20 protein-coding genes are annotated in these 26,208 nt (G+C 34.0%); 14 read left to right on the top strand and 6 right to left on the bottom strand.

All coding sequences use genetic code 11. The features are described 5' to 3' along the window. Positions 1–15: 15 nt before the first annotated feature. Complete coding sequence (locus tag V5J73_RS01705) at positions 16–840, bottom strand: universal stress protein (RefSeq protein ID WP_338647179.1); 825 nt, start codon at positions 838–840, stop codon at positions 16–18. A 175-nt stretch (positions 841–1,015) separates the two neighbouring features. On the opposite strand from V5J73_RS01705, the gene rimP reads away from it, so the two are divergent. The 4 genes from rimP to V5J73_RS01725 all read left to right on the top strand — a co-directional run bounded on the left by rimP (position 1,016) and on the right by V5J73_RS01725 (position 6,935). Next, positions 1,016–1,480 carry a ribosome assembly cofactor RimP gene (rimP, locus tag V5J73_RS01710; protein ID WP_338647181.1) on the top strand — a complete coding sequence of 155 codons (465 nt, stop codon included), beginning with the start codon at positions 1,016–1,018 and terminating at the stop codon, positions 1,478–1,480. A 13-nt stretch (positions 1,481–1,493) separates the two neighbouring features. Next, positions 1,494–2,747 carry a transcription termination factor NusA gene (gene nusA / locus V5J73_RS01715; RefSeq protein ID WP_338647182.1) on the top strand — a complete coding sequence of 418 codons (1,254 nt, stop codon included), beginning with the start codon at positions 1,494–1,496 and terminating at the stop codon, positions 2,745–2,747. A gap of 112 nt (positions 2,748–2,859) precedes the next feature. Next, on the top strand, positions 2,860–5,754 hold the full coding sequence (gene infB, locus V5J73_RS01720) for a translation initiation factor IF-2 (protein ID WP_338647183.1): 2,895 nt from the start codon (positions 2,860–2,862) through the stop codon (positions 5,752–5,754). Between the two features lie 80 nt (positions 5,755–5,834). Next, positions 5,835–6,935, top strand: coding sequence for a DUF6563 family protein (locus V5J73_RS01725; RefSeq protein ID WP_338647184.1), 1,101 nt, complete (start codon positions 5,835–5,837; stop codon positions 6,933–6,935). Between the two features lie 258 nt (positions 6,936–7,193). Here the strand turns inward: V5J73_RS01725 and V5J73_RS01730 are convergent, their stop codons facing one another. Next, positions 7,194–7,583 carry an SPOR domain-containing protein gene (locus V5J73_RS01730; RefSeq protein ID WP_338647186.1) on the bottom strand — a complete coding sequence of 130 codons (390 nt, stop codon included), beginning with the start codon at positions 7,581–7,583 and terminating at the stop codon, positions 7,194–7,196. A gap of 215 nt (positions 7,584–7,798) precedes the next feature. On the opposite strand from V5J73_RS01730, the gene V5J73_RS01735 reads away from it, so the two are divergent. From V5J73_RS01735 to queG, 10 genes are all read left to right on the top strand, one after another. Beyond that, positions 7,799–9,133 (top strand): c-type cytochrome, encoded by a 1,335-nt coding sequence (locus tag V5J73_RS01735; RefSeq protein WP_338647187.1) that lies wholly within the window; start codon positions 7,799–7,801, stop codon positions 9,131–9,133. Between the two features lie 29 nt (positions 9,134–9,162). Next, positions 9,163–12,219, top strand: coding sequence for a TAT-variant-translocated molybdopterin oxidoreductase (locus V5J73_RS01740; protein ID WP_338647188.1), 3,057 nt, complete (start codon positions 9,163–9,165; stop codon positions 12,217–12,219). Between the two features lie 38 nt (positions 12,220–12,257). Continuing rightward, on the top strand, positions 12,258–13,661 hold the full coding sequence (nrfD, locus tag V5J73_RS01745) for an NrfD/PsrC family molybdoenzyme membrane anchor subunit (RefSeq protein ID WP_099714288.1): 1,404 nt from the start codon (positions 12,258–12,260) through the stop codon (positions 13,659–13,661). Beyond that, positions 13,654–14,178 (top strand): DUF3341 domain-containing protein, encoded by a 525-nt coding sequence (locus V5J73_RS01750; RefSeq protein ID WP_338647189.1) that lies wholly within the window; start codon positions 13,654–13,656, stop codon positions 14,176–14,178. Before nrfD ends, V5J73_RS01750 begins: the two co-directional genes overlap by 8 nt. A gap of 8 nt (positions 14,179–14,186) precedes the next feature. Continuing rightward, on the top strand, positions 14,187–14,732 hold the full coding sequence (locus V5J73_RS01755) for a c-type cytochrome (RefSeq protein ID WP_338647191.1): 546 nt from the start codon (positions 14,187–14,189) through the stop codon (positions 14,730–14,732). A gap of 27 nt (positions 14,733–14,759) precedes the next feature. After that, positions 14,760–16,235: a quinol:cytochrome C oxidoreductase gene (locus V5J73_RS01760; RefSeq protein ID WP_338647192.1), complete on the top strand. Its 1,476-nt coding sequence runs from the start codon at positions 14,760–14,762 to the stop codon at positions 16,233–16,235. Between the two features lie 19 nt (positions 16,236–16,254). Further along, positions 16,255–17,412, top strand: coding sequence for a cytochrome c oxidase subunit II (locus V5J73_RS01765; RefSeq protein ID WP_338647193.1), 1,158 nt, complete (start codon positions 16,255–16,257; stop codon positions 17,410–17,412). 29 nt (positions 17,413–17,441) lie between these two features. Further along, positions 17,442–19,238: a cytochrome c oxidase subunit I gene (locus tag V5J73_RS01770; RefSeq protein ID WP_338647194.1), complete on the top strand. Its 1,797-nt coding sequence runs from the start codon at positions 17,442–17,444 to the stop codon at positions 19,236–19,238. A 156-nt stretch (positions 19,239–19,394) separates the two neighbouring features. Beyond that, positions 19,395–20,417, top strand: a complete 1,023-nt coding sequence (gene ruvB / locus V5J73_RS01775; protein WP_338647195.1) for a Holliday junction branch migration DNA helicase RuvB — start codon at positions 19,395–19,397, stop codon at positions 20,415–20,417. Between the two features lie 114 nt (positions 20,418–20,531). Further along, positions 20,532–21,455, top strand: a complete 924-nt coding sequence (gene queG / locus V5J73_RS01780; protein WP_338648644.1) for a tRNA epoxyqueuosine(34) reductase QueG — start codon at positions 20,532–20,534, stop codon at positions 21,453–21,455. A gap of 13 nt (positions 21,456–21,468) precedes the next feature. On the opposite strand, the gene V5J73_RS01785 is transcribed toward queG, so the two are convergent. The 4 genes from V5J73_RS01785 to V5J73_RS01800 all read right to left on the bottom strand — a co-directional run bounded on the left by V5J73_RS01785 (position 21,469) and on the right by V5J73_RS01800 (position 26,161). Then, entirely contained in the window at positions 21,469–22,497 is a 1,029-nt protein-coding gene (locus tag V5J73_RS01785; RefSeq protein WP_338647197.1) for a LacI family DNA-binding transcriptional regulator, read from the bottom strand. Between the two features lie 232 nt (positions 22,498–22,729). Then, on the bottom strand, positions 22,730–23,749 hold the full coding sequence (locus tag V5J73_RS01790; protein WP_338647198.1) for a LacI family DNA-binding transcriptional regulator: 1,020 nt from the start codon (positions 23,747–23,749) through the stop codon (positions 22,730–22,732). Positions 23,750–23,937: 188 nt separating this feature from the next. Continuing rightward, positions 23,938–24,837, bottom strand: coding sequence for a carbohydrate kinase family protein (locus V5J73_RS01795; protein WP_338647199.1), 900 nt, complete (start codon positions 24,835–24,837; stop codon positions 23,938–23,940). Continuing rightward, positions 24,830–26,161: a sugar porter family MFS transporter gene (locus V5J73_RS01800; RefSeq protein WP_338647202.1), complete on the bottom strand. Its 1,332-nt coding sequence runs from the start codon at positions 26,159–26,161 to the stop codon at positions 24,830–24,832. The genes V5J73_RS01795 and V5J73_RS01800 overlap by 8 nt, the downstream gene beginning before the upstream one ends. Between the last annotated feature and the right edge of the window lie 47 nt (positions 26,162–26,208).

Here is a 26,208-nt window from a genome sequence, read left to right on the forward strand (position 1 = left end):
TTCCTTTTGGAACACTTAAATCTTGAAAGTAATCACAGGTTTAGCTGTATGGTTGACTAGGTCTTCGCTAATGCTTCCGTTAAAGAAATGAGCAAATCCAGTTCTTCCGTGTGTGCAAAGACCTATTAAGTCGGCGTCAATGCTATTGGTAAAATTGATAATTCCGTTTTCTATATTGACGTCGTTGTAAATATGTGTGGAGTAATTTTCAATTTCAAAAGAGGCGGTGAATTTTGTCATGATTTCCTCGGCCATTTTTGTAGTTTTAAAACTATTGGGTGTACAAATCATTACCAAGAATAAATTTGCATTAAATATTTTGGCAAATTCTATCATTTTTTTGAAAGGTTTTTTAATTTCTTTCGAAAAATCAGAAGCGAACACAAAGTTATTGAATTGAAAATTTCGAATGTTCTTTTTTATAACTAGTACGGGGACTTCTGAGAGGCGGACCACTTTTTCGGTATTTGATCCAATAAGTACCTCTTCAATACCTGAGGTTCCATGTGAGCCCATCACAATTAAATCAATTTCATTTTTTTTGTTAAAAGATAAAATACCGCTAAAAGCTCTTTCAAATTGTACTGATGCGTTCACTGAAATCCCGTCTAAGTAGGGTTGTTCTTTTATTTTTTGGAGTGTTTCGTTTGCTTTTTTTATAAATAACATTACTTCAGGTATGCTACTTCCGCCAGTAACTGCATCGTTCATTTGGTTGGGGAGTTCCAATAAATGCAACAAAAAAATTTCGCAATTATTATTTTTTGCAATTATGGCGGCAACTTTTAAAGCGTTTTCAGCATAGACAGAAAAATCGGTAGGGACTAAAATTCGTTTCATAACTATAAAGTTTTAAATTATGATAAATACTGTTATTTTAATGCTTCTATAAAGATAAGAAATTATTTTACGGCAACTGATTATTTTAGTTTATAAAAAAAACACTATATTTGCACCGTTATTTATTAAAATCTAGATAATGAGGGGACTAAATGTCCCCTCTTTTTATAAAAATATGACATTTAAAGAAAAAGTAGATACGTTGTTGACGGAAGGCTTATTAGAGAAGCCATCAATCTTTTTGATAGATCTTATCGTTACCGATGCTTTCAAAGTTATAGTGACCTTGGACGGCGATAATGGGGTGGCGCTTCAAGATTGTATTGATGTGAGTAAATTTATAGATGCTAATTTGGATAGAGAGGAACAAGATTACTCTTTAGAAGTAGCTTCTGTAGGAGTTGGATCTCCGTTGAAATTAATAAGACAATATAAAAAAAATATAGGTAGAACATTAATTGTGAAGACCTCGGTGGAAATTATTGAAGCAGAATTAGTGGATGCTAATGATGATTTTGTAATTTTGTCATGGAAAGCAAGAGAGCCTAAGAAAATAGGAAAAGGAAAAGAAACAGTTCAAAAAGAACTTAAATTGCCTTACGTAGATATAAAAGAAGCAATTGTTACAGTAACATTTTAATTAAAGAATTCGCATGGAAAATTTAGCATTAATCGATTCATTCTCAGAGTTTAAAGACGATAAACTTATTGATCGTGTAACGCTTATGGCAATTTTGGAAGATGTATTTAGAAATGCATTGAAGAAAAAATACGGTTCAGATGATAATTTCGATATCATTATAAATCCTGATAAAGGAGATATGGAGATATGGCAGAGAAGAGTAATTGTTGCTGATGAAGACTTGGATTTTGATCATCTTGAAATTACTTTGACTGAAGCTAGAAAGATAGAACCTGATTTTGAAATTGGTGAAGAGGTTTCTGAAGAAGTGAAATTAATTGATTTAGGAAGAAGAGCAATTTTAGCTTTACGTCAGAATTTAATTTCTAAAATTCATGAACATGATAATACCAATCTTTACAAGCAATTTAAAGATTTAATTGGTGATATCTATACGGCTGAGGTGCACCATGTGCGTCCAAGAGTTGTAATTTTGGTTGATGATGAAGGGAATGAGATTGTTTTGCCAAAAGAAAAACAAATACCTTCTGACTTTTTCCGTAAAGGAGATAATGTTAGAGGAATTATTGAAAGCGTTGAACTAAAAGGAAATAAACCTCAAATTATTATGTCTAGAACTTCAGAGAAGTTTTTAGAAAAATTATTCGAACAAGAAATTCCAGAAGTGTTTGATGGTTTGATTATGGTTAAAAAAGTAGTAAGAATTCCAGGTGAAAAAGCAAAAGTAGCTGTAGATTCTTATGATGATAGAATAGATCCAGTAGGAGCTTGTGTAGGTATGAAAGGTTCACGTATTCATGGAATTGTTCGTGAATTAGGTAACGAAAACATAGACGTTATCAATTATACAAGTAACATTCAGTTGTATATAACGAGAGCATTAAGTCCAGCAAAAGTTTCTTCTATTAAGATAAATGAAGAGACAAAAAGAGCAGAAGTTTTCTTGAAACTTGAAGAAGTTTCAAAAGCAATTGGTCGTGGTGGGCACAATATTAAATTAGCGGGTTTATTGACTGGTTATGAGCTAGACGTTATTCGCGAAGGTGATGTTGCGGGTGCTACTGCTGATGAGGACGATGTTGAATTAACTGAGTTTTCAGATGAAATCGAAGACTGGGTTATTGAAGAATTTGCGAAAATTGGTTTGGATACAGCAAAAAGTATCTTAAAACAAGAAGTAGAGGATTTAGTACGAAGAACAGACCTAGAAGAGGAAACAATTCTAGATGTAATGAGAATATTGAAAGAGGAATTTGACAGTTAGTCAAGGTTTCTTCAACGATAAACATGCCATTTTACAAATAATTTTGACTAGGTAGGTATCGAGTTGAAAGTAAAGTGAGGAATAACAAAAAAGGTAATAATAAAAAGGTTTTATGTCTGAAGAGAGAATTATTAGAATAAACAAAGTTTTGAGGGAATTGAATATTTCTTTAGAAAGAGCTGTGGATTATCTAAAAGATAAGGGGATTGCTATCGAAGCAAATCCAAACGCAAAAATTTCTGATGATGTATACAATGTCTTGTGCGGTCAGTTTGCAGGTGACAAAGGGAATAAAGAGGCTTCTAAAGAAGTAGGAGAAGAGAAGAGAAAAGAAAAAGAAGCTTTGCGTTTAGAACGAGAGAAAGAAATCGAAGACAAACGTAAAATTGAGGAAGAGCGACAAAAACAACAAGAGGTTATAAAAGCGAGAGCAATTATATCTGGTCCGGTTCAAGTAGGTAAGATTGATCTGAATCCAAAAAAACCATCCGTTGTTGCGCCAGCTAAAGCAGTTGAAAAAGCAATTGCTCCAGCAGCAGATGTTCTTGAAGATAAAGTAGCTTCAAAAGAAGTTTCACCTGAGAAACCAGTAGCTGAAAACCCGTCATCTGAGAAAGCTGTTTCAGACAAAAAAGAGGTAAAACCTATTGCCGGAATAAAAGAGGTAAAAACAGAGGCTCCAAAAGAAGTCGCTGCTGAACCAAAAGTAGTTGCAAAAGAAGCTGTAAAAGTTGATGAAGCGCCTGTTGATGAAACTATCACGACGCAATATCAAAAACTATCAGGAACAACTTTAACAGGTCAAATAATTGATTTATCTCAATTCAACAAACCTAAAAAGAAAAAAGAAGAGCCAAAAATCACTCCGAATAAACCGGGTGCTCCAGGTTCAGCTGCAGCCAATGCAAATAAAAACAAGCGTAAAAGGATCGCTCCTAAGCCGGGCGCTCCAAGACCGCCAGCAACTCCGGGAGTTCCGGGTGCGCCAAATCCTAACAAGATTACCCCAAACACTGGTGGAGGAGGTTTCAATGCTAACAGAAGCGCAAGACCTGGTTTCGTAAAAGGAAACAGACCTGCAATTGTTGCTAAAGTTGAGCCAACAGAAGAGGAAGTTAAAAATCAAATTAGAGAGACTTTAGAGAAACTACAAGGTAAAGGTGGTAAATCTAAGGCAGCTAAATATAGAAGAGATAAAAGAGATACACACCGTCAGAAATCTGATGATGAACAAAGAGCTATTGATGAAGGAAGTAAAACCATTAAGGTTACTGAATTTGTAACGGTAGGTGAAATTGCAATCATGATGGATGTGCCAATTACAAAAGTAATTGGAACTTGTATGTCTCTTGGAATCATGGTTACCATGAATCAACGTCTTGACGCAGAAACATTAACGATTGTTGCGGATGAATTTGGTTATGAAGTTGAATTTATCACTGTGGACATTGAAGAAGCAATTCAGGTTGTTGAAGACAAAGAAGAGGATTTAGTTTTTAGAGCGCCAATTGTAACCGTAATGGGTCACGTCGATCACGGTAAGACATCGTTACTAGATTACATTCGTAAAGAAAACGTAATTGCAGGGGAGTCTGGAGGAATTACACAACACATTGGTGCCTACGGAGTAACTTTGGATAACGGACAAAAAATAGCATTCTTAGATACACCTGGTCACGAGGCGTTTACGGCGATGCGTGCACGTGGTGCACAAGTTACCGATATTGCTATTATTGTAATTGCTGCTGATGATGACATCATGCCACAAACTAAAGAAGCGATTAGCCATGCTCAAGCGGCTGGAGTTCCTATCATATTCGCTATCAATAAAATTGATAAACCAAATGCTAATCCTGAAAAAGTAAAAGAAAGATTAGCAGGTATGAATTTACTTGTTGAAGATTGGGGTGGGAAAATTCAATCACATGATATTTCTGCAAAAGTAGGAACAGGTGTGAAAGAATTATTAGAAAAAGTATTGTTAGAAGCAGAACTTTTAGATTTGAAAGCAAATCCAAATAAAGCAGCTTCTGGAACTGTTGTAGAGGCTTTCTTAGATAAAGGAAAAGGTTATGTTTCAACGATATTAGTTCAAAACGGAACATTGAAAATTGGAGATTATATGTTGGCTGGTAAGCATCATGGTAAAATTAAAGCCATGCATGATGAAAGAGGAAATGTAGTAACTCTTGCGGGTCCTTCTACTCCGGTTTCAGTTCTTGGTCTTGATGGAGCGGCTACTGCAGGTGATAAGTTCAATATTTTTGAAGATGAAAAAGAAGCGAAACAAATTGCGTCTAAACGTTCTCAATTAATGCGTGAACAATCTGTTCGTACACAAAGACATATTACGTTAGATGAAATTGGACGTAGAATTGCATTGGGTCAATTTAAAGAATTAAACATTATCCTTAAAGGAGATGTGGATGGTTCTGTTGAAGCATTGTCTGACTCGTTCTCTAAATTATCTACTGAAGAAATTCAAATTAATATTATCCATAAAGGAGTTGGAGCAATTACAGAAACCGATGTTATGTTGGCTTCTGCATCAGATGCGATTATCATCGGATTTAATGTTCGTCCTGCTGGAAATGCTAGACAATTAGCAGACAAAGAGGAAATCGATATCCGTTACTACTCTATTATCTATGCAGCTATCGATGACTTGAAAGATGCAATGGAAGGAATGTTAGCTCCTGAAATGAAAGAAGAGATTCTGGGTACAGCTGAAATTAGAGAGATTTTCAAAATTTCTAAAGTAGGTTCAATTGCAGGTTGTATGGTAATGGATGGTAAAATTGTCAGAAATGCCAAAATGCGAATCATCAGAGATGGTGTGGTTGTATTTACAGGTGAGCTTTTGGCTCTGAAGCGTTTCAAAGATGATGTAAAAGAAGTAGCTAAAGGATATGATTGTGGTATTCAAGTTAAAGGATACAACGACATCGAAGAAAGAGATGTTATTGAATCGTACCATGAAGTTGCTGTAAAAAAGAAGTTGAAATAAAATTTCAAAATATTTTATAATTAAAATCCCGATTTTGTCGGGATTTTTTTATTTTTAATGCTTCCTAAAAAATTAAATTGATGAATAAATTATTTGCATTATTTTTTGTTGTAGTTAGCACCGTTGCTTTTTCTCAAAATAAAACAGAATTCCATAAAATATCTTTAAAAGATAAAAAAGATAAAGCCTTAGGTCTTAATTTTTATGTCGAAAATGTTTATGATGGAAGACAGTTTAAGGGAAACATTGGAACCGTTCAAAAAGGAGGTTTTAATAGAAAAGTATTAGCTAATTTTGAAAAACCCTTAGCTGAGGAATTCTTTGATTATCTCGCTGTTATTTGTCCAAAAGAAGACAATAAACCTAAAATTTCTATCCGTGTGAATGATTTATATGTTTCTGAACTTACACGAGCAATGTCTGAAACAGGATATGCAACTTTGGAAATTGATGTGATAGAATCTAAAGCAGGTGTTGATTATATTGTGGGGTCCTATATTGCGTCTACAGAGAGTAATGGAATGGATGTTACTGGCAAACATGATGAACGATTAAAAAAAGTTTTACAGGACTGCCTTACAGATTATCTTAAAACGAGTGATGCGGATAAAACTACTTTGGTTTTTGAAGTGGATCAAAATATTAAAAATAAAACTTTAGTCAATGTTCCTTTAAAAGGTGTTTACTTGACGTATCTTGACGTTTTAAATGGTAAACCTCTAGAAGATGCTAATTTTGATATTACCAATAAAAAGGAACGCTTTTATTTATTTAACAAAGCTACTAAAGCGGAGGAGATGAATTATTATGGTTTTAGTGATGGCCAAAATTTTTATATTAATGTTTCAAAATATGCAAGTGCAAGGCATTATGCTAAAACCGAAATAATCAATGGAAAGTATTTCATAGAAAATGTAGTTTATAATCCTAATAACGCTATTGCAATGGGGGCCATGTTTGGATTAATAGGGGTTGCAATTGCTTCTGCAAGTGGAGATTCCTCAATCCCGATGCTTATAGACTGTTATACGGGTCAGCCCTCTTTTTTATCTAATAGTGAAATGAAGTTGATGCTGTCATCATATCCAGAGCTTTTGAAGGATTTTAAAAATAGTGATAAAAGTAGCAATGCTAAAAAAGAAATCCTCCAAAAATATTACCAAGTTATTTTAGAAAAATAAAGAAATGATCATCTTATTTGCTTTAAAGGAATTAGTATAACAGCAATTCGAGTAGCTTGTTTATGATTGTAGGAGTGAACGGTGATGGACTATATCAATCAAGCAAACCAAGTTTTGATTTTCATTTAATTTGGTTTTAAAGTACATCAATGGTTATTTAGTTTTAAATGACAAATCGAGACTTTGTTTAGGGATATTTAATAAAAACAAAAAACCACTTTAAAGAGTGGTTTTTTGTTTTTTAAGATAAAAATGATTTTATTTATTAGGCTTTATTAAATGTATATTAGTATAGCTTTTTTTGATTTCGATAAGATTTCGTTCTGCTTCGATTCGTGTTTTAAAATTACCTACCCAAACTTTGTAATTTGGTGTAAAGAAAACAATAGTCCCATCGATGTCTCTGAATTCTTGCTTGAAATCGTTCAGTGTTTTTTTTGCTTTTTCGCTGTCTCCACTAAAAATTTGAATTTTATAATAGTCATTTACAGTGTTTGAAACATTTGTTTTTCTCTTTTCATTTAGTAATTGTTCAAATTTTGAGTCTTGATTTAATCGGATGTTTCCGTCTTGAGCATTTGCATTACAATAGGAAATGAATAAGGTAAGAGAGATAAAAAATGCTTTTCTAGTGGCTAAAATTCTCATAATGTGATTGTTTTTGTGCAAAAGTAATATTTAATGGTTGATAGTAAATACTAAATGTTATTTAGAATTGATATAAATTGAAATTAAGACTATTTTAAGGTTTTGAGAATAGTTCTTAAGTCGTATTTTTGTCCAAGTTTTTAAATAAAGGATCAGTTTCTATAATTCAATTAGAAAAAACTGTGCCAATTTTTAGTAGATAATCATTATACTATATGAAAAAGGTGGGTAACCATAATTCGATCTCAAGGAAATTATTTTTTAGCATAGCTTTGATGCTGTCTATTTCCTTTACTTCATTTGCTCAAGAAGCTACTCCTGCGGCTGATGCTGCGGCTCCAGATGCTTCAGCTACTTCTCAGAGTGCAGACCCTGTAAAGGGTAAAGAGCTTTTTAATGCAAACTGTGCGGCATGTCACAAACTTGATGCTAAGGCAACAGGTCCAGCTCTTAGAGGTGTGTCTGCTAAATATGATGCTGCTTGGCTTCATAAGTGGGTTCGTAATAGTTCTGACTTGATTAAATCTGGTGATGCTAAAGCTGTGAAAGTTTTTGAAGAAAACAATAAGGCAGTGATGTCGGCTTTTCCTCAATTATCAGATGCAGATATTGATAATATCATTGCTTACACTTCAGAGCCTAAAGCTGAAGTTGCGGCTCCTGCTGTTGGTGGTGCCGAAGTACCTGGTAAGCCTGCTACGGATAGTGGTATTTCAAACAATATTATATTAGGTGCTTTGGCGTTTGTCATGGTTATTTTGGTTGTGATGTTGTTTTTGGTAAACAAGGTTTTGTCTAAAGTTGCAAAAGCAAACGGTATAGAGACGGCTCCAAAAACTCCTACAACTCCAATATGGAAAGCATTTGCTAAAAACCAATTTTTGGTTTTGGTTACGGCGATATTCTTGCTTTTGTCAAGTGCTTATTTTGTTTATGGATTCTTTATGCAAGTTGGTGTTGATCAAGATTATGCCCCAATTCAGCCAATTCATTATTCTCACAAGATACATGCCGGAGATAATGAAATCAATTGTAAGTATTGTCACTCTGCAGCTCGTGTAAGTAAAAATGCAGGAATTCCTTCTTTGAATGTTTGTATGAACTGTCACAAGAATATTGCGGAAGTTGCTGAAACTACTGCTACTCCAGAGTACAGCAAGGCATTCTATGATGAGCAAATCCAAAAATTATATACTGCGGTTGGTTGGGATAAAACAACTCAAAGTTATACTGGAAAAACGCAGCCTGTAAAATGGGTTCGTATTCATAATTTACCTGACTTCGTTTATTTCAATCACTCTCAGCACGTAACTGTTGCTGGAATAGAGTGTCAAACGTGTCACGGTCCAGTTCAGGAGTATGAAATTCAAAAACAATTCGCTCCATTGACAATGGGTTGGTGTATTGATTGCCATAGAAAAACTGATGTTAAGATGGAAGGTAATGAATACTATACTAAAATTCATGAAGAGCTTTCTAAAAAATATGGTGTAGACAAATTGACTGCAGCGCAAATGGGAGGTTTAGAATGTGGAAAATGCCACTATTAATCAAATTATTAAGATTTTAATATTTATATATGTCATCAAACAAAAAATACTGGAAAAGTGTTGAAGAACTAGACAAAAATAGTTCTATTGTTGAGGCGCTTAGAAATAACGAATTTGTTGAAGAAATTCCTACTGATGAATTTTTAGGGAATAATGATGCTTTGTCATCCTCATCAACATCACGTCGTGATTTTTTAAAGTACGTTGGTTTTAGCACTGCAGCAGCTACGCTTGCAGCTTGTGAAGGGCCTGTGAACAAGTCAATACCTTACGTGCTTCAGCCGGAGCAAATCATTCCTGGAGTAGCGGATTATTATGCAACTTCTGTTTTTGATGGATTTGATTTTGCTAATCTTTTGGTGAAAACTCGTGAAGGGCGTCCTATTAAAATAGATAATAATACTATTGCTGGAGCTAGGTTCAGTGCTAATGCGAGAATTCATGCGTCTATTCTATCTTTATATGATAGTATGCGTTTGAAAGAACCGAAAATTGAAGGTAAGAATTCAACTTGGTCAGCTGTAGATTCTAAAATTAAATCAAGTATTGCTGATGCTAATGCAAAAGGTGGTCAAGTAGTGCTTTTGACAAACACTTTGGCTAGCCCATCAACTGAAAAGTTGATTGCTGAGTTTATCGGTAAAAATCCAAATGCTAAACATGTTGTTTATGATGCTGTATCAGAGTCTGAAGCATTAGATGCTTTTGAAGCTGTTTATGGAGAAAGAGCTTTGGTTGATTATGATTTTTCTAAAGCCTCACTTATCGTTTCTGTTGGAGCTGATTTCCTTGGAGATTGGCAAGGTGGAGGATTTGATTCAGGTTATGCCAAAGGAAGAATTCCTAAAGCAGGAAAGATGTCTCGTCATTTCCAATTAGAAGCAAACATGACTTTGTCTGGTGCTGCTGCTGATAAGCGTTTGCCAATGTCTACGGCTAATCAAAAACAAGCATTAGTTCATATATATAATATTATAACAGGTTCTTCTGTTGCTGTAAGTTTAGAGGATAAATTCAAAGCAGAAGTTACAAAAGCGGCTCAACAATTGAAAGCTGCTGGTTCAAAAGGAGTTTTAGTATCTGGCATTCAAGATAAAAATGCTCAATTGTTAGTTTTAGCTATCAACCAAGTATTGGCAAGTGAAGCTTTCAGTACTTCGGGAGTAAGACAAATCAGAAAAGGTTCGGATGCTAAAGTTACTCAGTTAATTGCTGATATGAAAGCAGGAAGCGTTCATACTTTGATAATGAGTGGAGTTAACCCAGTTTATACTTTGGCAGATAGCAGTTCTTTTGTTGAAGGGCTTAAAAAAGTAAAAACATCAGTAGCGTTCTCTTTAAAAGAAGATGAAACGGCTTTAGTAAGTACTATAGCTGCTGCTGTTCCTCATTATTTAGAATCATGGAATGACATAAGTATCACAAAAGGTACTTACAGTATTACTCAACCTACGATTCGTCCACTTTTTGCTACAAAACAATTTCAAGATGTCTTGTTATCTTTAAATGGATTGACAGGTACTTTCTACGATTATATTAAGGCAAACGCATCTACAATTATAGCTGGTTCTACTTGGAACAAAGTGTTACATGATGGTGTTTATGTTGGAGTTGTTCCAACTGCATCTGCTGGTTCTGCTGATTATAGCACAGCTGCAAATGCTTTAGCAAAATCAAAAGCTTCTCAAGGACTTGAACTTGTTTTATATACTAAAACAGGTATGGGAGATGGACAGCAAGCTAATAATCCTTGGTTGCAAGAGTTTCCAGATCCAATTACAAGAGTTTCTTGGGATAATTATGTTACTGTTTCGAATGCTGATGCCAAGAAATATGAACTTTCTAATGAAATCGTTGCTAATGGTGGTTTAAACGGAAGTTATGCTACTATTACTACTGCAGATGGAGCTAAATTAGAAAATGTTCCGGTAATAGTTCAGCCAGGTCAAGCTGTTGGAACTATTGGTTTAGCATTAGGTTATGGTCGTAAAGCGGCTTTGAAAGAAGAAATGATGGTAGGTTTAAACGCCTACTCTTTATATAAAGGTTTTGATAATGTACAATCTGTTACTTTGGTGAAAGCTGGAGGTGAGCATGAGTTTGCTTGTGTTCAAGGTCAGAAAACATTGATGGGAAGAGGCGATATTATAAAAGAAACTTCTTTAGAAATTTTCAATACTAAAGATGCTCACGTTTGGAATGAACAACCAATGGTTTCATTGGATCATAAAGAAGTTGAAGCAACTAAAGTAGATTTATGGGATTCATTTGATCGTTCAACGGGTCACCATTTTAATCTTTCTATTGACTTGAACGCTTGTACCGGTTGTGGTGCTTGTGTGATTGCTTGTCATGCTGAAAACAACGTTCCTGTTGTTGGAAAATCAGAAGTTAGAAGAAGTCGTGATATGCACTGGTTGCGTATTGACAGATATTATTCTTCTGAAAGTACTTTTGAAGGCGATAACGAAAGAAAAGAAAATATTGCAGGTTTATCAAGTTCATTGTCTACATTTAATGAAATGGAAAAAGCGGGTGATAACCCACAAGTATCTTTTCAACCTGTAATGTGTCAACATTGTAATCATGCACCTTGTGAAACGGTTTGTCCAGTTGCTGCAACTTCACACTCACGTCAAGGTCAAAACCATATGGCTTATAACAGATGTGTTGGAACGCGTTACTGCGCTAACAACTGTCCGTATAAAGTGCGTCGTTTTAATTGGTTCTTGTACAACAAAAACAGTGAATTCGATTATCATATGAATGATGATTTAGGACGTATGGTATTGAATCCAGATGTTAATGTTCGTTCTCGTGGAGTTATGGAGAAATGTTCAATGTGTATTCAAATGACACAAGCAACAATTTTGAAAGCAAAAAGAGAAGGAAGAGCAATCGTTGATGGTGAATTCCAAACTGCATGTTCAAATGCTTGTTCTACTGGAGCAATGATTTTTGGAGATGTAAATGATAAAGAAGCGGAAGTGACTAAATTAGCTGCTGACGAAAGAATGTATCATTTATTGGAGCATGTTGGAACAAAACCAAATGTGATTTATCATGTTAAAGTTAGAAATACCTAGTACAAAAAATAATTAATTAAGAATCAATATAAAGGATTATGTCGTCTCACTACGAAGCAACCATTAGAAAACCCTTAGTTATAGGTGATAAATCTTATCACGATGTAACTGTAGATGTAGCTGCGCCTGTTGAAGGTAAAGCAAACAAACATTGGTGGATTGTATTTTCAATCGCATTAATAGCCTTCCTTTGGGGATTGGGCTGTATAATTTACACCGTATCTACAGGTATTGGAACATGGGGTTTAAATAAAACTGTAGGATGGGCTTGGGATATCACGAACTTTGTTTGGTGGGTTGGTATTGGTCACGCAGGAACACTTATTTCAGCGGTATTATTACTTTTCCGTCAACGCTGGAGAATGGCCATTAACCGTTCTGCAGAAGCAATGACAATTTTCTCAGTTATTCAAGCTGGTTTATTTCCAATCATACACATGGGTCGTCCATGGTTAGCGTATTGGGTTTTACCAATTCCGAATCAATTTGGTTCTCTTTGGGTAAACTTCAACTCACCATTACTTTGGGACGTATTTGCAATTTCAACTTATCTTTCGGTTTCATTGGTTTTCTGGTGGACTGGTTTATTGCCTGATTTTGCCATGTTACGAGATAGAGCTATTACTCCTTTTAATAAAAGAGTATATTCTATATTAAGTTTTGGATGGAGCGGTAGAGCAAAAGACTGGCAACGTTTTGAAGAAGTATCTTTGGTACTTGCAGGTTTAGCTACTCCACTTGTACTTTCTGTACATACTATTGTATCAATGGACTTTGCTACCTCTGTTATTCCTGGATGGCATACCACAATTTTCCCTCCTTACTTTGTTGCTGGAGCAGTTTTCTCAGGTTTTGCAATGGTGAATACTTTGCTTATCATTATGAGAAAAGTATCTAATCTAGAAGCATACATTACGATCCAACACATTGAGTTGATGAATATCGTTATCATGATTACGGGTTCTATTGTTGGGGTTGCCTACATAACTGAATTGTTTGTTGCATGGTATTCTGGTGTTGAGTACGAACAATATGCTTTCTTGAACAGAGCTACCGGACCTTACTGGTGGGCATATTGGTCGATGATGACTTGTAATGTTTTTTCTCCGCAATTCATGTGGTTTAAAAAATTAAGAACAAGTATTATGTTTTCGTTCATAATTTCTATAGTTGTAAATATTGGAATGTGGTTTGAGAGATTTGTAATTATCGTAACTTCGTTACATAGAGATTACTTACCTTCTTCTTGGACAATGTTTTCACCTACATTTGTTGATATTGGAATTTTCATCGGAACAATAGGTTTCTTCTTTGTATTGTTTTTGTTATATTCAAGAACATTCCCTGTAATTGCACAAGCAGAGGTAAAAACAATTTTGAAAGGAACTGGAGATAATTACAAAAGAGAAAGAGAAGCAAATAAAGATTCACATCATGAGTAATAAAGTAATATACGCCATTTATAATGACGATGATATATTGATGGATGCGGTTAAAAAAACCAGAGCAGCTCATCATCATATTGAAGAAGTTTTTACTCCATTCCCGGTTCACGGTTTGGATAAAGCTATGGGAATTGCACCTACAAGATTAGCTATTTGTGCTTTTCTTTATGGATGTGTTGGAATCTCGGTAGCAACAGCTATGATGAATTATATCATGATTCAAGATTGGCCACAAGATATTGGTGGAAAACCAAGTTTTAGTTATATTGAAAACATGCCGGCTTTTGTTCCAATAATGTTTGAACTTACTGTTTTTTTTGCTGCTCACTTAATGGTTATTACTTTTTACATGAGAAGTAAATTATGGCCTTTCAAAGAAGCAGAAAATCCGGATGTAAGAACTACAGATGACCATTTTTTAATGGAAGTTGCTGTAAATGGCAATGAAGAAGAATTAGTTTCTTTTTTCCAAAGTACAGGAGCAGTAGAAGTTAAAGTAATAGAAAAGCATTAATTATAGATATGAAAAGCGTATACAAAATAACACTTTTATTTGGCATAACTATTCTAGTTTCATCTTGCCATAATAATGCGACACCAAATTATCAGTATTTTCCAAATATGTATGAGTCAGTCGGGTATGAAACTTATTCTGAATCAAAAGCATTTAAAGATGGTAAAGAAGGTCAACTTCCAGCTGAAGGAACTATTAACAGAGGCTTTGAGCCTTTTGAATATGAAAATTCAACTGCAGGTTATGAATTAGCGAAAGCAAATCTTAAATCTCCTTTGGACTCTTTAAGCAAAGACGCTGACAAGGGTAAAGAGCTTTTTGAAATTTATTGTATCAGTTGCCATGGTGCTTCTGGAAATGGTAAAGGAAAGCTTGTAGAAAGAGAAAAATTTCTGGGTGTTCCTAGTTATAAAGATAGAGTTATCACTGAAGGAAGTATTTTTCATGTTATAACTTATGGTTTAAATTCAATGGGTTCACATGCTAACCAATTGAGTGCCCATGAACGTTGGTTAGTTACTGACTATGTTCTAAAACTAAAAAGCGAATTATAATTGTTGAACAAACTGATCGTAATAGATATGTATACATTTTCAAGTAAATTAAAAACTTTTTCTTTCATCTTAATGGCTGTAGGTCTTTTAGGAATTGGATATGGTTTTTTAACTGCACCAAAAGATATTCAAGAAGTTGAGAAGCTTCTTGCTGCTGAAAGTCATGGAGGTCATGGTGAAGCTAAACATGAAGCGACTACTTCTGTTGAACCTTCGCATGAAGCTGCTACTAGTCATAGTGAAGCTACTGAAGAAAAAAAAATAGAAGAATCTCACGAAGCTGTTGCTCCAACGGATGATACTACTAAAGTTGCTGAAGAAGCACATGCTGAACCAGTTCACGCTGAGACAGCTGTAAAAAAAGAAGGTCATGCTGTTAGTGAAGAGGCTGAACATACTGAGCATTTGAATCATGTTTTACACCAACTACAAAACAAACCTTGGTCTGCTTTATATGTTGCTTGTATTTTCTTTATGCTTGTTTCTCTTGGTGTCTTAGTATTTTATGCAATTCAACAAGTAGCTCAGGCGGGATGGTCTCCAGTTTTATTTAGAGTTATGCAGGGTATAACTTCATATTTGCCAGTAGGCTCTGTTATCTTTTTTGTTATCCTAGTATTATGCGGTTTGCACTTTAATCATATTTTCATATGGTTAGACCCTGAAGTTGTTGCAAATGATAAATTGATCGCGAATAAAACAGGTTATTTAAATTTTCCTTTCTGGATTATTAGAGCAGCTATATTTTTGACGGGATGGAGTTTGTATCAATACTTTTCAAGAAAAAATTGTTTGGCACAAGACGAAGCAAATGATAACTCATTTTATAAGAAAAACTTCAATATCTCAGCAATGTTCCTAGTTTTCTTTATAGTTTCAGAATCTATAATGTCTTGGGATTGGATTATGTCTATTGATCCTCATTGGTTCAGTACTTTATTTGGATGGTATGTATTTGCTAGTTTCTTTGTTAGTGGTGTAACAACTATTGCATTAATTACTTTATACCTAAAATCTAGAGGATATTTAGAGCATGTAAATACAAGTCATATACATGATTTAGCAAAATTCATGTTTGGTTTAAGTGTTTTCTGGACTTACTTATGGTTTTCACAGTTTATGTTGATTTGGTATGCGAATATTCCTGAAGAGGTAACTTATTTTATTACCAGAATTGAATTATATAACCTTCCGTTCTTTGGTGCTGTTGTAATGAATTTTTTATTCCCTTTATTAATTTTAATTAATACAGACTTTAAAAGAATTACTTGGGTATTAGTTATGGCGGGAATTGTAATACTAGCGGGTCATTATATTGATTTCTTTAATATGATTATGCCTGGAACTGTAGGTGACAGATGGTTTATTGGTATACCAGAAATAGCATCCGTTCTTTTCTTCTTAGGTTTGTTTATATACGTTGTTTTTACAGCGTTATCTAAAGCTCCTCTGTTAGCAAAAAGAAATCCTTTCATTGACGAAAGTAAACATTTTCATTATTAATATTTAAAGAAAGAAACAGATGACAAGTTTGTTGGTAATTATAGTTTTAGTTTTATTAGCTGTTGCTTTATGGCAATTGACTAAAATATTCGACCTGACGCAAGTTGGATCTAATTCAGATAGTTCAGAAATAGCTACAGATAACGACAATAACGTTCAAGGTTATTTGATGTTCGGTTTTTTGGCTTTCATTTATATTTTTTCAATTTACGGATTGTTTAAATGGGGACCTCTTGTTCTTCATACACCTGCTTCAGCACATGGTGGTGAAATAGATAATTTGATGAACATTACTTGGGTTCTTATCTTTATAGTTCAGGCTATAACACAAGTTTTATTGCATTATTTTGCTTTCAAATACAGAGGTAAAAAAGATCAAAAAGCACTTTATTTTGCGGATAATAACAAGTTAGAGGCTATTTGGAGTGTTATTCCAGCTGTAGTTTTAGCCGGTTTGATTCTTTACGGTCTTTTTGCTTGGACAAATATTATGTTTGTTGATGAAGATGAAGATACAATAGTTATTGAATTATATGCCCAACAGTTTAACTGGAAAGCTAGATATTCTGGTAATGATAATGTATTAGGAAAAGCAAATGTTAGATTTATTGATGGTGCAAATGCTGTAGGTGTTGATTTAGCTGATCCGTATGCACAAGATGATATCGTGGTTACTGAATTACACATCCCTAAAGGGAAAAAGATTCTTTTCAAAATGCGTTCTCAGGACGTTTTGCATTCTGCTTATATGCCTCACTTTAGAGCACAAATGAATTGTGTTCCTGGTATGGTTACTCAGTTTGCTTTTGAACCAATATATACTACTGCAGAATATAGAGAATTGCCTTTTATGGTTGAGAAAGTTGCTGCTATAAATGCTCTTAGATCTAAGAAAAGTTTAGAATTAGTTGCTAAGGGAGAAACGGCATTAGATCCGTACACATTTGATTATCTATTGCTTTGTAATAAAATTTGTGGTGCTTCTCATTATAACATGCAAATGAAAATTATTGTAGATACACCTGAAGACTACAATGCTTGGTTGAAAGATAAAGCTACAATTGTAAGTGAAGTCAAAGCTGCAATGGCTGAACCTGCTACTACTGATGGTGGAGTTGGTACTGATTCTACAAAAGCAAAAGATACTGCAGCAGTTGCAGTAATGGCTATGAAATAATTAATAAGAAAAATTTAAAGTAAACATATATGTCAGCAGAAGGTCACGATCACGCAATAGATCACGAACACGAACATCACCATAAAGACACTTTTATTACTAAATATATTTTTAGTATTGACCATAAAATGATTGCCAAACAATACCTAATTACGGGTATCATTATGGGAATTATTGGAGTAGGAATGTCTATGCTATTTAGAATGCAATTAGCATGGCCAGAAGAATCATTTAAAATTTTCAATATTTTACTTGGTGATAAATTTGCTCCTAATGGAGTAATGACAAATGATATTTATTTAGCGTTAGTTACGATACATGGAACTATAATGGTATTCTTTGTACTTACTGCAGCTTTGAGTGGTACTTTTAGTAACCTATTGATACCGCTTCAAATTGGAGCTAGAGATATGGCATCTGGTTTTATGAACATGGTTTCATACTGGTTGTTCTTCTTGTCAAGTATAATAATGGTTAGTTCTCTTTTTGTTGAAGCAGGACCTGCCTCTTCAGGGTGGACAATTTATCCTCCTTTGAGTGCATTGCCTCAAGCTATTCCTGGATCAGGTTTAGGGATGACATTATGGTTGGTTTCAATGGCTATTTTTATTGCATCCTCTTTGATGGGTTCTTTAAATTACGTTGTAACAGTAATCAATTTAAGAACTAAAGGTATGACTATGACAAGATTGCCTCTTACAATTTGGGCTTTCTTTGTTACTGCAATTATTGGTATAGTTTCTTTTCCGGTTCTTTTATCTGCAGCATTATTGTTGATTTTTGATAGAAGCTTCGGAACTTCATTCTTCCTATCTGATATTTATATTGCTGGAGAAGTTTTACATTATCAAGGTGGTTCACCAGTATTGTTTGAACACTTATTTTGGTTCTTAGGACATCCTGAAGTTTATATTGTTTTATTACCTGCTTTGGGAATAACATCTGAAGTTATTGCAACAAATTCACGTAAACCAATTTTTGGTTACAGAGCGATGATTATGTCAATTTTGGCAATTGCTTTCTTATCAACAATTGTTTGGGGGCATCATATGTTTATCTCGGGTATGAATCCATTTTTGGGATCAGTATTTACCTTTACAACATTATTGATTGCTATTCCTTCAGCTGTAAAAGCGTTTAACTATATTACAACTCTTTGGAAAGGTAATTTACAGCTAAATCCAGCTATGTTGTTTTCAATTGGTTTAGTTTCTACATTTATTACTGGTGGTTTAACAGGAATTATCCTTGGAGATAGTACACTTGATATTAATGTTCACGATACATATTTTGTTGTAGCTCACTTTCACTTAGTAATGGGTATTTCTGCTCTTTACGGAATGTTTGCTGGAATTTACCACTGGTTTCCAAGAATGTTCGGAAGAATGTTAAACAAGAATCTTGGATATGTACACTTCTGGGTTACTGCTATATGTGCTTATGGAGTTTTCTTTCCAATGCACTTTATCGGATTAGCTGGTTTACCAAGACGTTACTATACTAACACAAACTTTCCATTGTTTGATGATTTACAAAATGTAAACGTATTGATTACTACTTTTGCATTAATTGGTGGAGTTTTTCAATTGGTATTCTTGTATAACTTTTTTGCTAGTATTTTCTACGGTAAAAAATCTGTTATGAATCCATGGAAATCAAATACATTAGAATGGACAGCACCTGTAGAACATATGCATGGTAACTGGCCAGGTGAAATTCCTCACGTACATCGTTGGCCTTATGACTACAGTAATCCAGCACATGATGTGGATTTTGTACCTCAAAACGTTCCAATGAAAGAAGGTGAAGAAGTTTTGCACCACTAAAATATAATTTAAAGCCTCTGCGAAAGTAGAGGCTTTTTTTGTGGCGTTTATTGTTCTTGTTTCTCTTGTCGTACTTTTTGTTCATATCCTTTTTTAATTTTATAGCATTTAAAATTTATAATTTAAAATTCAAAATTGCTTTGCTATCTTTGTTACATGAATGAAAATTTAGACCCAACATCCAATAGTTACAATTCGGAAGAACTTGATCTTGAAAAAAAATTAAGACCGCTTTCTTTTCATGATTTTGCAGGGCAAGACCAAATATTAGAAAATTTGAAAGTTTTTGTGCAAGCTGCAAATCAACGTAATGAAGCACTTGATCATACGCTTTTTCATGGGCCTCCTGGTTTAGGGAAAACAACTTTGGCTAATATTCTTGCGAATGAACTTCAAGTTGGAATCAAAATTACTTCCGGTCCAGTTCTAGACAAGCCGGGTGATTTAGCTGGGTTATTGACTAATCTAGAGGAAAGGGATGTTTTGTTTATTGATGAAATTCATCGTTTGAGCCCTATAGTGGAAGAATATTTGTACTCTGCTATGGAGGATTTTAAAATTGATATTATGATTGAATCTGGTCCAAATGCAAGAACTGTCCAAATTAATCTAAATCCGTTTACCTTAATTGGAGCAACGACACGTTCCGGTTTATTGACGGCTCCCATGAGAGCTCGTTTTGGTATATCTTCACGTTTGCAATATTATACAACAGAGCTTTTAACTACGATTGTAGAAAGAAGCGCAACTATATTTAAAATGCCAATTTCTATGGAAGCTGCTATCGAAATTGCAGGTAGAAGTAGGGGAACACCGCGTATTGCTAATGCATTGTTGCGTCGTGTGCGCGATTTTGCACAGATTAAGGGGAATGGTACTATTGATATAGAAATTGCTCGCTATGCTTTAAAAGCGCTTAATGTTGATGCACATGGTTTGGATGAAATGGATAATAAAATTCTAAATACTATTATTGATAAATTCAAAGGTGGACCAGTTGGTTTGACTACCTTGGCGACAGCCGTATCCGAAAGTAGCGAAACAATCGAAGAAGTCTATGAGCCGTTTTTGATTCAGGAAGGTTTCATTATGCGAACTCCTCGTGGTCGTGAAGTTACTGATAAAGCTTATAAACATTTAGGAAAACTAAATACAAATATTCAAGGAGGTTTATTCTAATTTTTTCAGGAGCTATTTCCTGCTATTCGCTATATCGGTCTCGTTAAAAAAATGGGACGGGATGGTGCTGCTATCAGGGCTAGGAAATCCCATTTATTAATTTCTATTTTTCTAATCATAAGCCAGAAGTCTACATATACACAATTTATCAAATCCGAAGCACAACGTCTCGGTTTTTTATCTTGTGGCATATCCAAAGCAGGTTTTTTAGAAAAGGAAGCACCACGTTTAGAAAACTGGCTTAAGAATAATAGCAATGGTCAAATGTCCTATATGGAAAACCATTTTGACAAGCGTTTAAATCCAACTTTACTAGTCGATGATGCTAAAAGTGTTGTCTCGCTTTTGTTAAATTATTATCCTGAAAAACTTCAAAACCCGGATTCTTATAAAATTTCAAAATATGCGTACGGTCAGGATTATCATTTTGTAATTAAGGAAAAACTTAAAGAGTTTTTATTTTCTATTCAATCAACAATCGGAGAAGTTTCTGGACGAGCCTTTGTTGATTCTGCACCTGTACTCGATAAAGCATGGGCTGCCAAAAGTGGTTTGGGTTGGATAGGCAAAAACAGCAATTTATTGACACAAAAAGTAGGTTCTTTTTACTTTATTGCAGAATTAATTATCGATTTAGATTTAGAGTACGACAATCCAACGACCGATCATTGTGGCACTTGTACCGCTTGTATTGATGCTTGTCCAACAGACGCAATTGTTGCGCCTTATGTGGTTGATGGTAGCAAATGTATTTCTTATTTCACGATTGAATTGAAAGAGAATATTCCACAAGAGATGAAAGGAAATTTTGATGATTGGGCTTTTGGATGCGATGTTTGTCAGGATGTTTGTCCATGGAATAAGTTCTCAAAAGCACACAATGAACCGTTATTTAACCCAAATACAGAACTACTTTCAATGTCAAAAAAAGATTGGATTGAAATTACCGAAGAAACTTTTAAAAAAGTATTTAAAAATTCGCCACTTAAAAGAGCAAAATTTCAAGGAGTAAAAAGGAATATTGATTTTTTAAAATAATTTTTTAATACAATTATTTAAATTTCATAGAAGATTCTCGAACTATAACGTTAGTTTCTAATTCAATTGTTCTCGGAGTAAAAGGTAATCCTTCTTTATGGCTATTCATTTCTTCTAACAATAGGTTAAAAGATTTAATTCCCATTTCATGGCTTGGCTGATCGACTGTACTTAATTTCGGAGTAAGCACCTGTGACATAAACCAATTACTAAAACCAATTACTGCTACTTGATTTGGCACATTAATTTTACTTTCATTGAAATAGGCTAGCGCACCTACTGCAACTAAGTCTGTAATTGCAAAAATACCATCTATATCAGGATGCTCGTTGATGATTTGCTTCGCAAAATATTTTCCTTCTTCAAAAGTAACTGTTTCGCAGGTATAGACCAATTTATTGTCAAAGGGGATGTTGTTTTTTTCTAGCGCTTTTTTGTAGCCGATGTATCTATCTATTGCATTTTGAGGATTCAATGGTCCACGAATATGTGCTATCTTGGTACAACCATTATCAATTAAGTGTTGAACAGCATTAAAGGCTGCTTTTTGATCATCAATTATAACTTTTGAACATTTTGAAAGCTTAGCAATCTTGTCAAACATTACAAAAGGAATATTTCTATTCATAATTTCCTTAATATGATCATCGTTGTTGGATTCATTAGATAATGACATTATGATGCCATCTACTCTCTTGTTAATAAGTAGCTCAACCTGTTTCTTTTCTAAAGCTAACGTCTCATTAGATTGTAAAATGATAACTAAATATCCATTTTTTTCAGCTTCATTAATGATAGCATTTACCACATTCGAAAAAAAGTGATGTACTACTTCAGGGATAATTAAACCAATGGTTTTTGATTCTTTTGTTCTTAAATTTACGGCAAAACTATTAGGAGTATAATGTAGTTTTTGAGCAAGTTCTATTACTGCTTCCTTAGTTTTTTGACTAACATCCGGATAGTTTTTTAATGCTTTAGAAACAGTAGTTATTGAAATTCCTAGTTTTGTTGCAATTTCTTTAAGAGTTATATCTTTCATGAATCGAATTTCTACGTATTTAATTTTAGGAAAATATTTTTAGAAATGACTTTATTTTAAGTCTTCATGTGTTTAGTGCAAGTCCATAAAAAGTGACTTCAACTTAAAATATCCCCTACCAAGGTATTAATTTTTATCTTATTTCGGAGATTTTTATAAAAATAAACAAATAAATATTGAATCGTTAAATTAAATAAACTAGGTAAGCAATTTGTTGTAAGATTCCTTTTTTTTAGGTTGTTTCTCTTTCAATTATATTAGTTTCTAATTCAATTGATTGAAAAATTATAGGTAAATTCTTCTTTTTAAGATTGATTTCATCAAATAAAACTGCCGCTGACCTTCTTCCAATTTCAAAACCAGGTTGGTCAATTGTTGAAAGTTTTGGTGATATAACGCTAGACATAAACCAATTACTGAAGCCTAAAACTGCAATTTGTTGCGGAATGGAAATTCCGGTTTCGTTGAAGTATTTAATGATTCCAATGGCTACTAAATCAGTAACGGCAAAAATTGCATCAATTTCGGGATGTTCATCAATCACTTTTTTAGCATTTTCATAACCATCTTCAAAATCCGTGTTGTTGTCACATACAAAAACAAGAGAGGAATCATAAGGAATACCGTTGTCTTCGAGTGCTTTTTTGTATCCTAAAAACCGATCAATCGCATTTTGAGGTAAATAAGAACCTCTAAAATGTGCTATTTTTTTATAACCTCTTTCTATAAGAAAACAAACGGCATCGTAAGCCGCTTTTTTGTCATTAATAGTTACTTTGGAGCATTTGACAAGCTTAGCTATTTTATCAAAAAGCACCAAGGGCGTGTTGTTTGAAATGATAGAGTTTAGATGGTCAAAATCGCCCGTTTGATTGGACAATGAAATCAATATTCCATCAACTCTTTTATTCATTAATAACTCAATTTGTTTTTTTTCAAATTCTAATTTTTCATTAGATTGAAGAATGATGACCATATAATCCCTCTTCTCAGCTTCCTCAAGAATTCCTTTGATTACATTCGAAAAGAAATCATGGACAAGGGTAGGAATGATAAGTCCTATGGTTTTGGATTCTTTTGTTCTAAGATTTACTGCAAAACTGTTTGGAGTATAATTTAATTTTTGTGCAAGTTCAATTACCGCTTTTTTTGTTTTTTCACTGACATCAGGATACCCTTTCAATGCTTTTGAAGCGGTAGTTATCGAAATTCCTAATTGCGTAGCTATCTCTTTGAGAGTGGTGTTGTTCATGGTTTATTTCTCTGGTAATAAAAGCACAAAACTGCTTCACAAAAAACGAATTTACAATTTATTTAGTGTAAATCAATTTTCTGAAAGCAGTTTAATTAACTTTTGCGATATTTAAAACAGATTAATACTCCTTACAAATACAGTGTTAAATAATATGATTTTGTTTTTTATATCATTTCGAATTTCTTTTAAGGATTCATAAATGTATTGATTTCTTTAGCAGAAATTTTTGGATTTGCTCCTTCATTTTTTGCTACAATTGCCCCTAGAGCACAAGCAAAATCAATCGCTTCTTGTGGATTTTCATCACTTAATAATTTAGAAATTAACCCTGCTAAAAAGGAATCTCCAGATCCCACAGTATCCTTCACCTCAATTTTATAGCCACTGTTGTAATACATTTTTTTATTGTAATACAATACAGCGCCATGACTTCCTTTGGTGACACAAATGTGTTTTGTGTTAGTCTGTTCTGCAATAAAAAGGATATTTTGTTCTAATGAATGGTAGGGAGAATTCATGAAAGCACTTATTTCATACAATTCATCATCATTAAACTTTATGAAATCAGACTGCATCATCAAATTAATCAGTATTTCCTTGTTGTAAAAAGGAGCACGTAAATTAACATCGAAAACGGCGTATTTTGCATAGTTTATTATTTCTAAAAGGGAATTTTGCGAAACAGAATCTCTACATACGAGACTTCCAAAAACTAGTGCATCCGCCTTTTTGACCATAATTTCGTCTTCTGGAATACAAACAATTTTATCCCAAGCAACTGGGTAATTTATGGTGTATGAAGCAGAACCTTTTTCGTTTAATTGTACTATTACTTCGCCAGTGTTAAAAACTTCGTCAACTTGAATCGAGGTAGTATTCACACCATTCATTCGAACATAGTCTATTAATTCTTGACCTATTGCATCAGTACCAATTCGACTGATTATATGTGTATTCGCTCCAAGTGATGCTAGTCTTAATGCGACATTCAATGGTGCGCCGCCAATTTTTCTGTGCGTTGGAAAAACATCAAATAACACTTCTCCAAAACAAACGATGCTGAGTTTTTCTTTGAGATTATTCATTATTAACCATTTTATGTTCTAATTCTTCTAGCGATAAACCTTTGGTTTCTGGCATCATAAACAATACAAAAACCAATTGTAAGACCATCATAAAAGCAAAAAATGCAAATATTGGCCAAGGATTTATTTTGAATAAGTCAATAACTACTGGTCCGGCCAAAGTAATCAAAGCAGCAAAAATCCAGTGAATCCCTGTCCCAAAAGATTGTCCGTTAGCTCTAACATTATTCGGGAATATTTCTGAAATGAAAACCCAAATTACCGCACCTTGTCCAATAGCATGAGAAGCTATAAATAACATGATTGATGACATCAAGACGATAGCTCCCAGATTATTATAAAAGGCAAGTGCAACCATGCCTAAACTTATAATGTAGCCTAATGATCCTATAATCATAAGTTGTTTTCGTCCTAAAACATCGATTAATCGCATTCCGGCAATGGTAAAAATCAAGTTTGTTAATCCAATCAAAATAGAGTTCATTAAAGATTCTTTAGAACCTAATCCAGCCATTTCCAATATTTCCGGTGCATAGTATAGAATAAAATTAATTCCCGATAGCTGGTTGAAAAAAGCGAGTAAAAAAGCTAAAATGATTGGTAGTTTGTATTTTTTTGAAAAGATAGATTCCTTTACAGAAGTGTCAACCAAATCTTTTTTTATTTCTTGAAAACTTTCCAAAGCTTCTTCTTTGCTGTAAATCATTTCAAGGACTTTCATTCCTGCAACATCATCTCTTTTTTTCAAGATTAACCAGCGAGGACTATCTGGAATTTGTAATACGATTATACTGTAAATAAATGCGGGAAGGGCAACAATACCAATCATCCAACGCCAATCATTTTCTCCTCCAACGCCTTCGAATAAATAATTAGAAAAGAACGCTATCAAGATGCCAAATACGATATTAAACTGAAAGAGCGTGCCTAATTTTCCTCTATTTTCTGGGCTAGAAATTTCAGAAATATAAATTGGTGCTGCTACAGATGAAGCTCCAACGCCGATACCACCAATGAATCGAAAAAATGAAAACGTATATGGATCTTGTGCAAATGCTGAACCTAAAGCCGAAACTAAAAACAAGATTCCAATCCAGAATAATGTTTTCTTTCTACCCCATTTATCACATGGAATTCCACCTACTAAAGAACCTAATACGGTTCCCCATAAAGCCATTGACATGATAAAAATTCCGTGAAATAATGGAGTGGTGTGCCATAATTCTTTGATGGGTAAATTGGCGCCCGATATTACAACGGTGTCAAAGCCAAATAAAAATCCCGCAACAGCTACAGTAAGGGACCAGTTTCGAACGTTATTCATTTTTTATAATTTTGGATTAATAGTTTTGGTTTTATAAATGATATGTA

Origin of the sequence: Flavobacterium sp. KS-LB2, from assembly GCF_036895565.1 — a bacterium.
Lineage (GTDB): Bacteria > Bacteroidota > Bacteroidia > Flavobacteriales > Flavobacteriaceae > Flavobacterium.

Excerpts from the sequence above, each read along its gene's own strand:
- V5J73_RS01705 (WP_338647179.1), bottom strand. The coding sequence starts at position 840 with ATGAAACGAATTTTAGTCCCTACCGATTTTTCTGTCTATGCTGAAAAC.
- rimP (WP_338647181.1), top strand. The coding sequence starts at position 1,016 with ATGACATTTAAAGAAAAAGTAGATACGTTGTTGACGGAAGGCTTATTA.
- nusA (WP_338647182.1), top strand. The coding sequence starts at position 1,494 with ATGGAAAATTTAGCATTAATCGATTCATTCTCAGAGTTTAAAGACGAT.
- infB (WP_338647183.1), top strand. The coding sequence starts at position 2,860 with ATGTCTGAAGAGAGAATTATTAGAATAAACAAAGTTTTGAGGGAATTG.
- V5J73_RS01725 (WP_338647184.1), top strand. The coding sequence starts at position 5,835 with ATGAATAAATTATTTGCATTATTTTTTGTTGTAGTTAGCACCGTTGCT.
- V5J73_RS01730 (WP_338647186.1), bottom strand. The coding sequence starts at position 7,583 with ATGAGAATTTTAGCCACTAGAAAAGCATTTTTTATCTCTCTTACCTTA.
- V5J73_RS01735 (WP_338647187.1), top strand. The coding sequence starts at position 7,799 with ATGAAAAAGGTGGGTAACCATAATTCGATCTCAAGGAAATTATTTTTT.
- V5J73_RS01740 (WP_338647188.1), top strand. The coding sequence starts at position 9,163 with ATGTCATCAAACAAAAAATACTGGAAAAGTGTTGAAGAACTAGACAAA.
- nrfD (WP_099714288.1), top strand. The coding sequence starts at position 12,258 with ATGTCGTCTCACTACGAAGCAACCATTAGAAAACCCTTAGTTATAGGT.
- V5J73_RS01750 (WP_338647189.1), top strand. The coding sequence starts at position 13,654 with ATGAGTAATAAAGTAATATACGCCATTTATAATGACGATGATATATTG.
- V5J73_RS01755 (WP_338647191.1), top strand. The coding sequence starts at position 14,187 with ATGAAAAGCGTATACAAAATAACACTTTTATTTGGCATAACTATTCTA.
- V5J73_RS01760 (WP_338647192.1), top strand. The coding sequence starts at position 14,760 with ATGTATACATTTTCAAGTAAATTAAAAACTTTTTCTTTCATCTTAATG.
- V5J73_RS01765 (WP_338647193.1), top strand. The coding sequence starts at position 16,255 with ATGACAAGTTTGTTGGTAATTATAGTTTTAGTTTTATTAGCTGTTGCT.
- V5J73_RS01770 (WP_338647194.1), top strand. The coding sequence starts at position 17,442 with ATGTCAGCAGAAGGTCACGATCACGCAATAGATCACGAACACGAACAT.
- ruvB (WP_338647195.1), top strand. The coding sequence starts at position 19,395 with ATGAATGAAAATTTAGACCCAACATCCAATAGTTACAATTCGGAAGAA.
- V5J73_RS01785 (WP_338647197.1), bottom strand. The coding sequence starts at position 22,497 with ATGAAAGATATAACTCTTAAAGAAATTGCAACAAAACTAGGAATTTCA.
- V5J73_RS01790 (WP_338647198.1), bottom strand. The coding sequence starts at position 23,749 with ATGAACAACACCACTCTCAAAGAGATAGCTACGCAATTAGGAATTTCG.
- V5J73_RS01795 (WP_338647199.1), bottom strand. The coding sequence starts at position 24,837 with ATGAATAATCTCAAAGAAAAACTCAGCATCGTTTGTTTTGGAGAAGTG.
- V5J73_RS01800 (WP_338647202.1), bottom strand. The coding sequence starts at position 26,161 with ATGAATAACGTTCGAAACTGGTCCCTTACTGTAGCTGTTGCGGGATTT.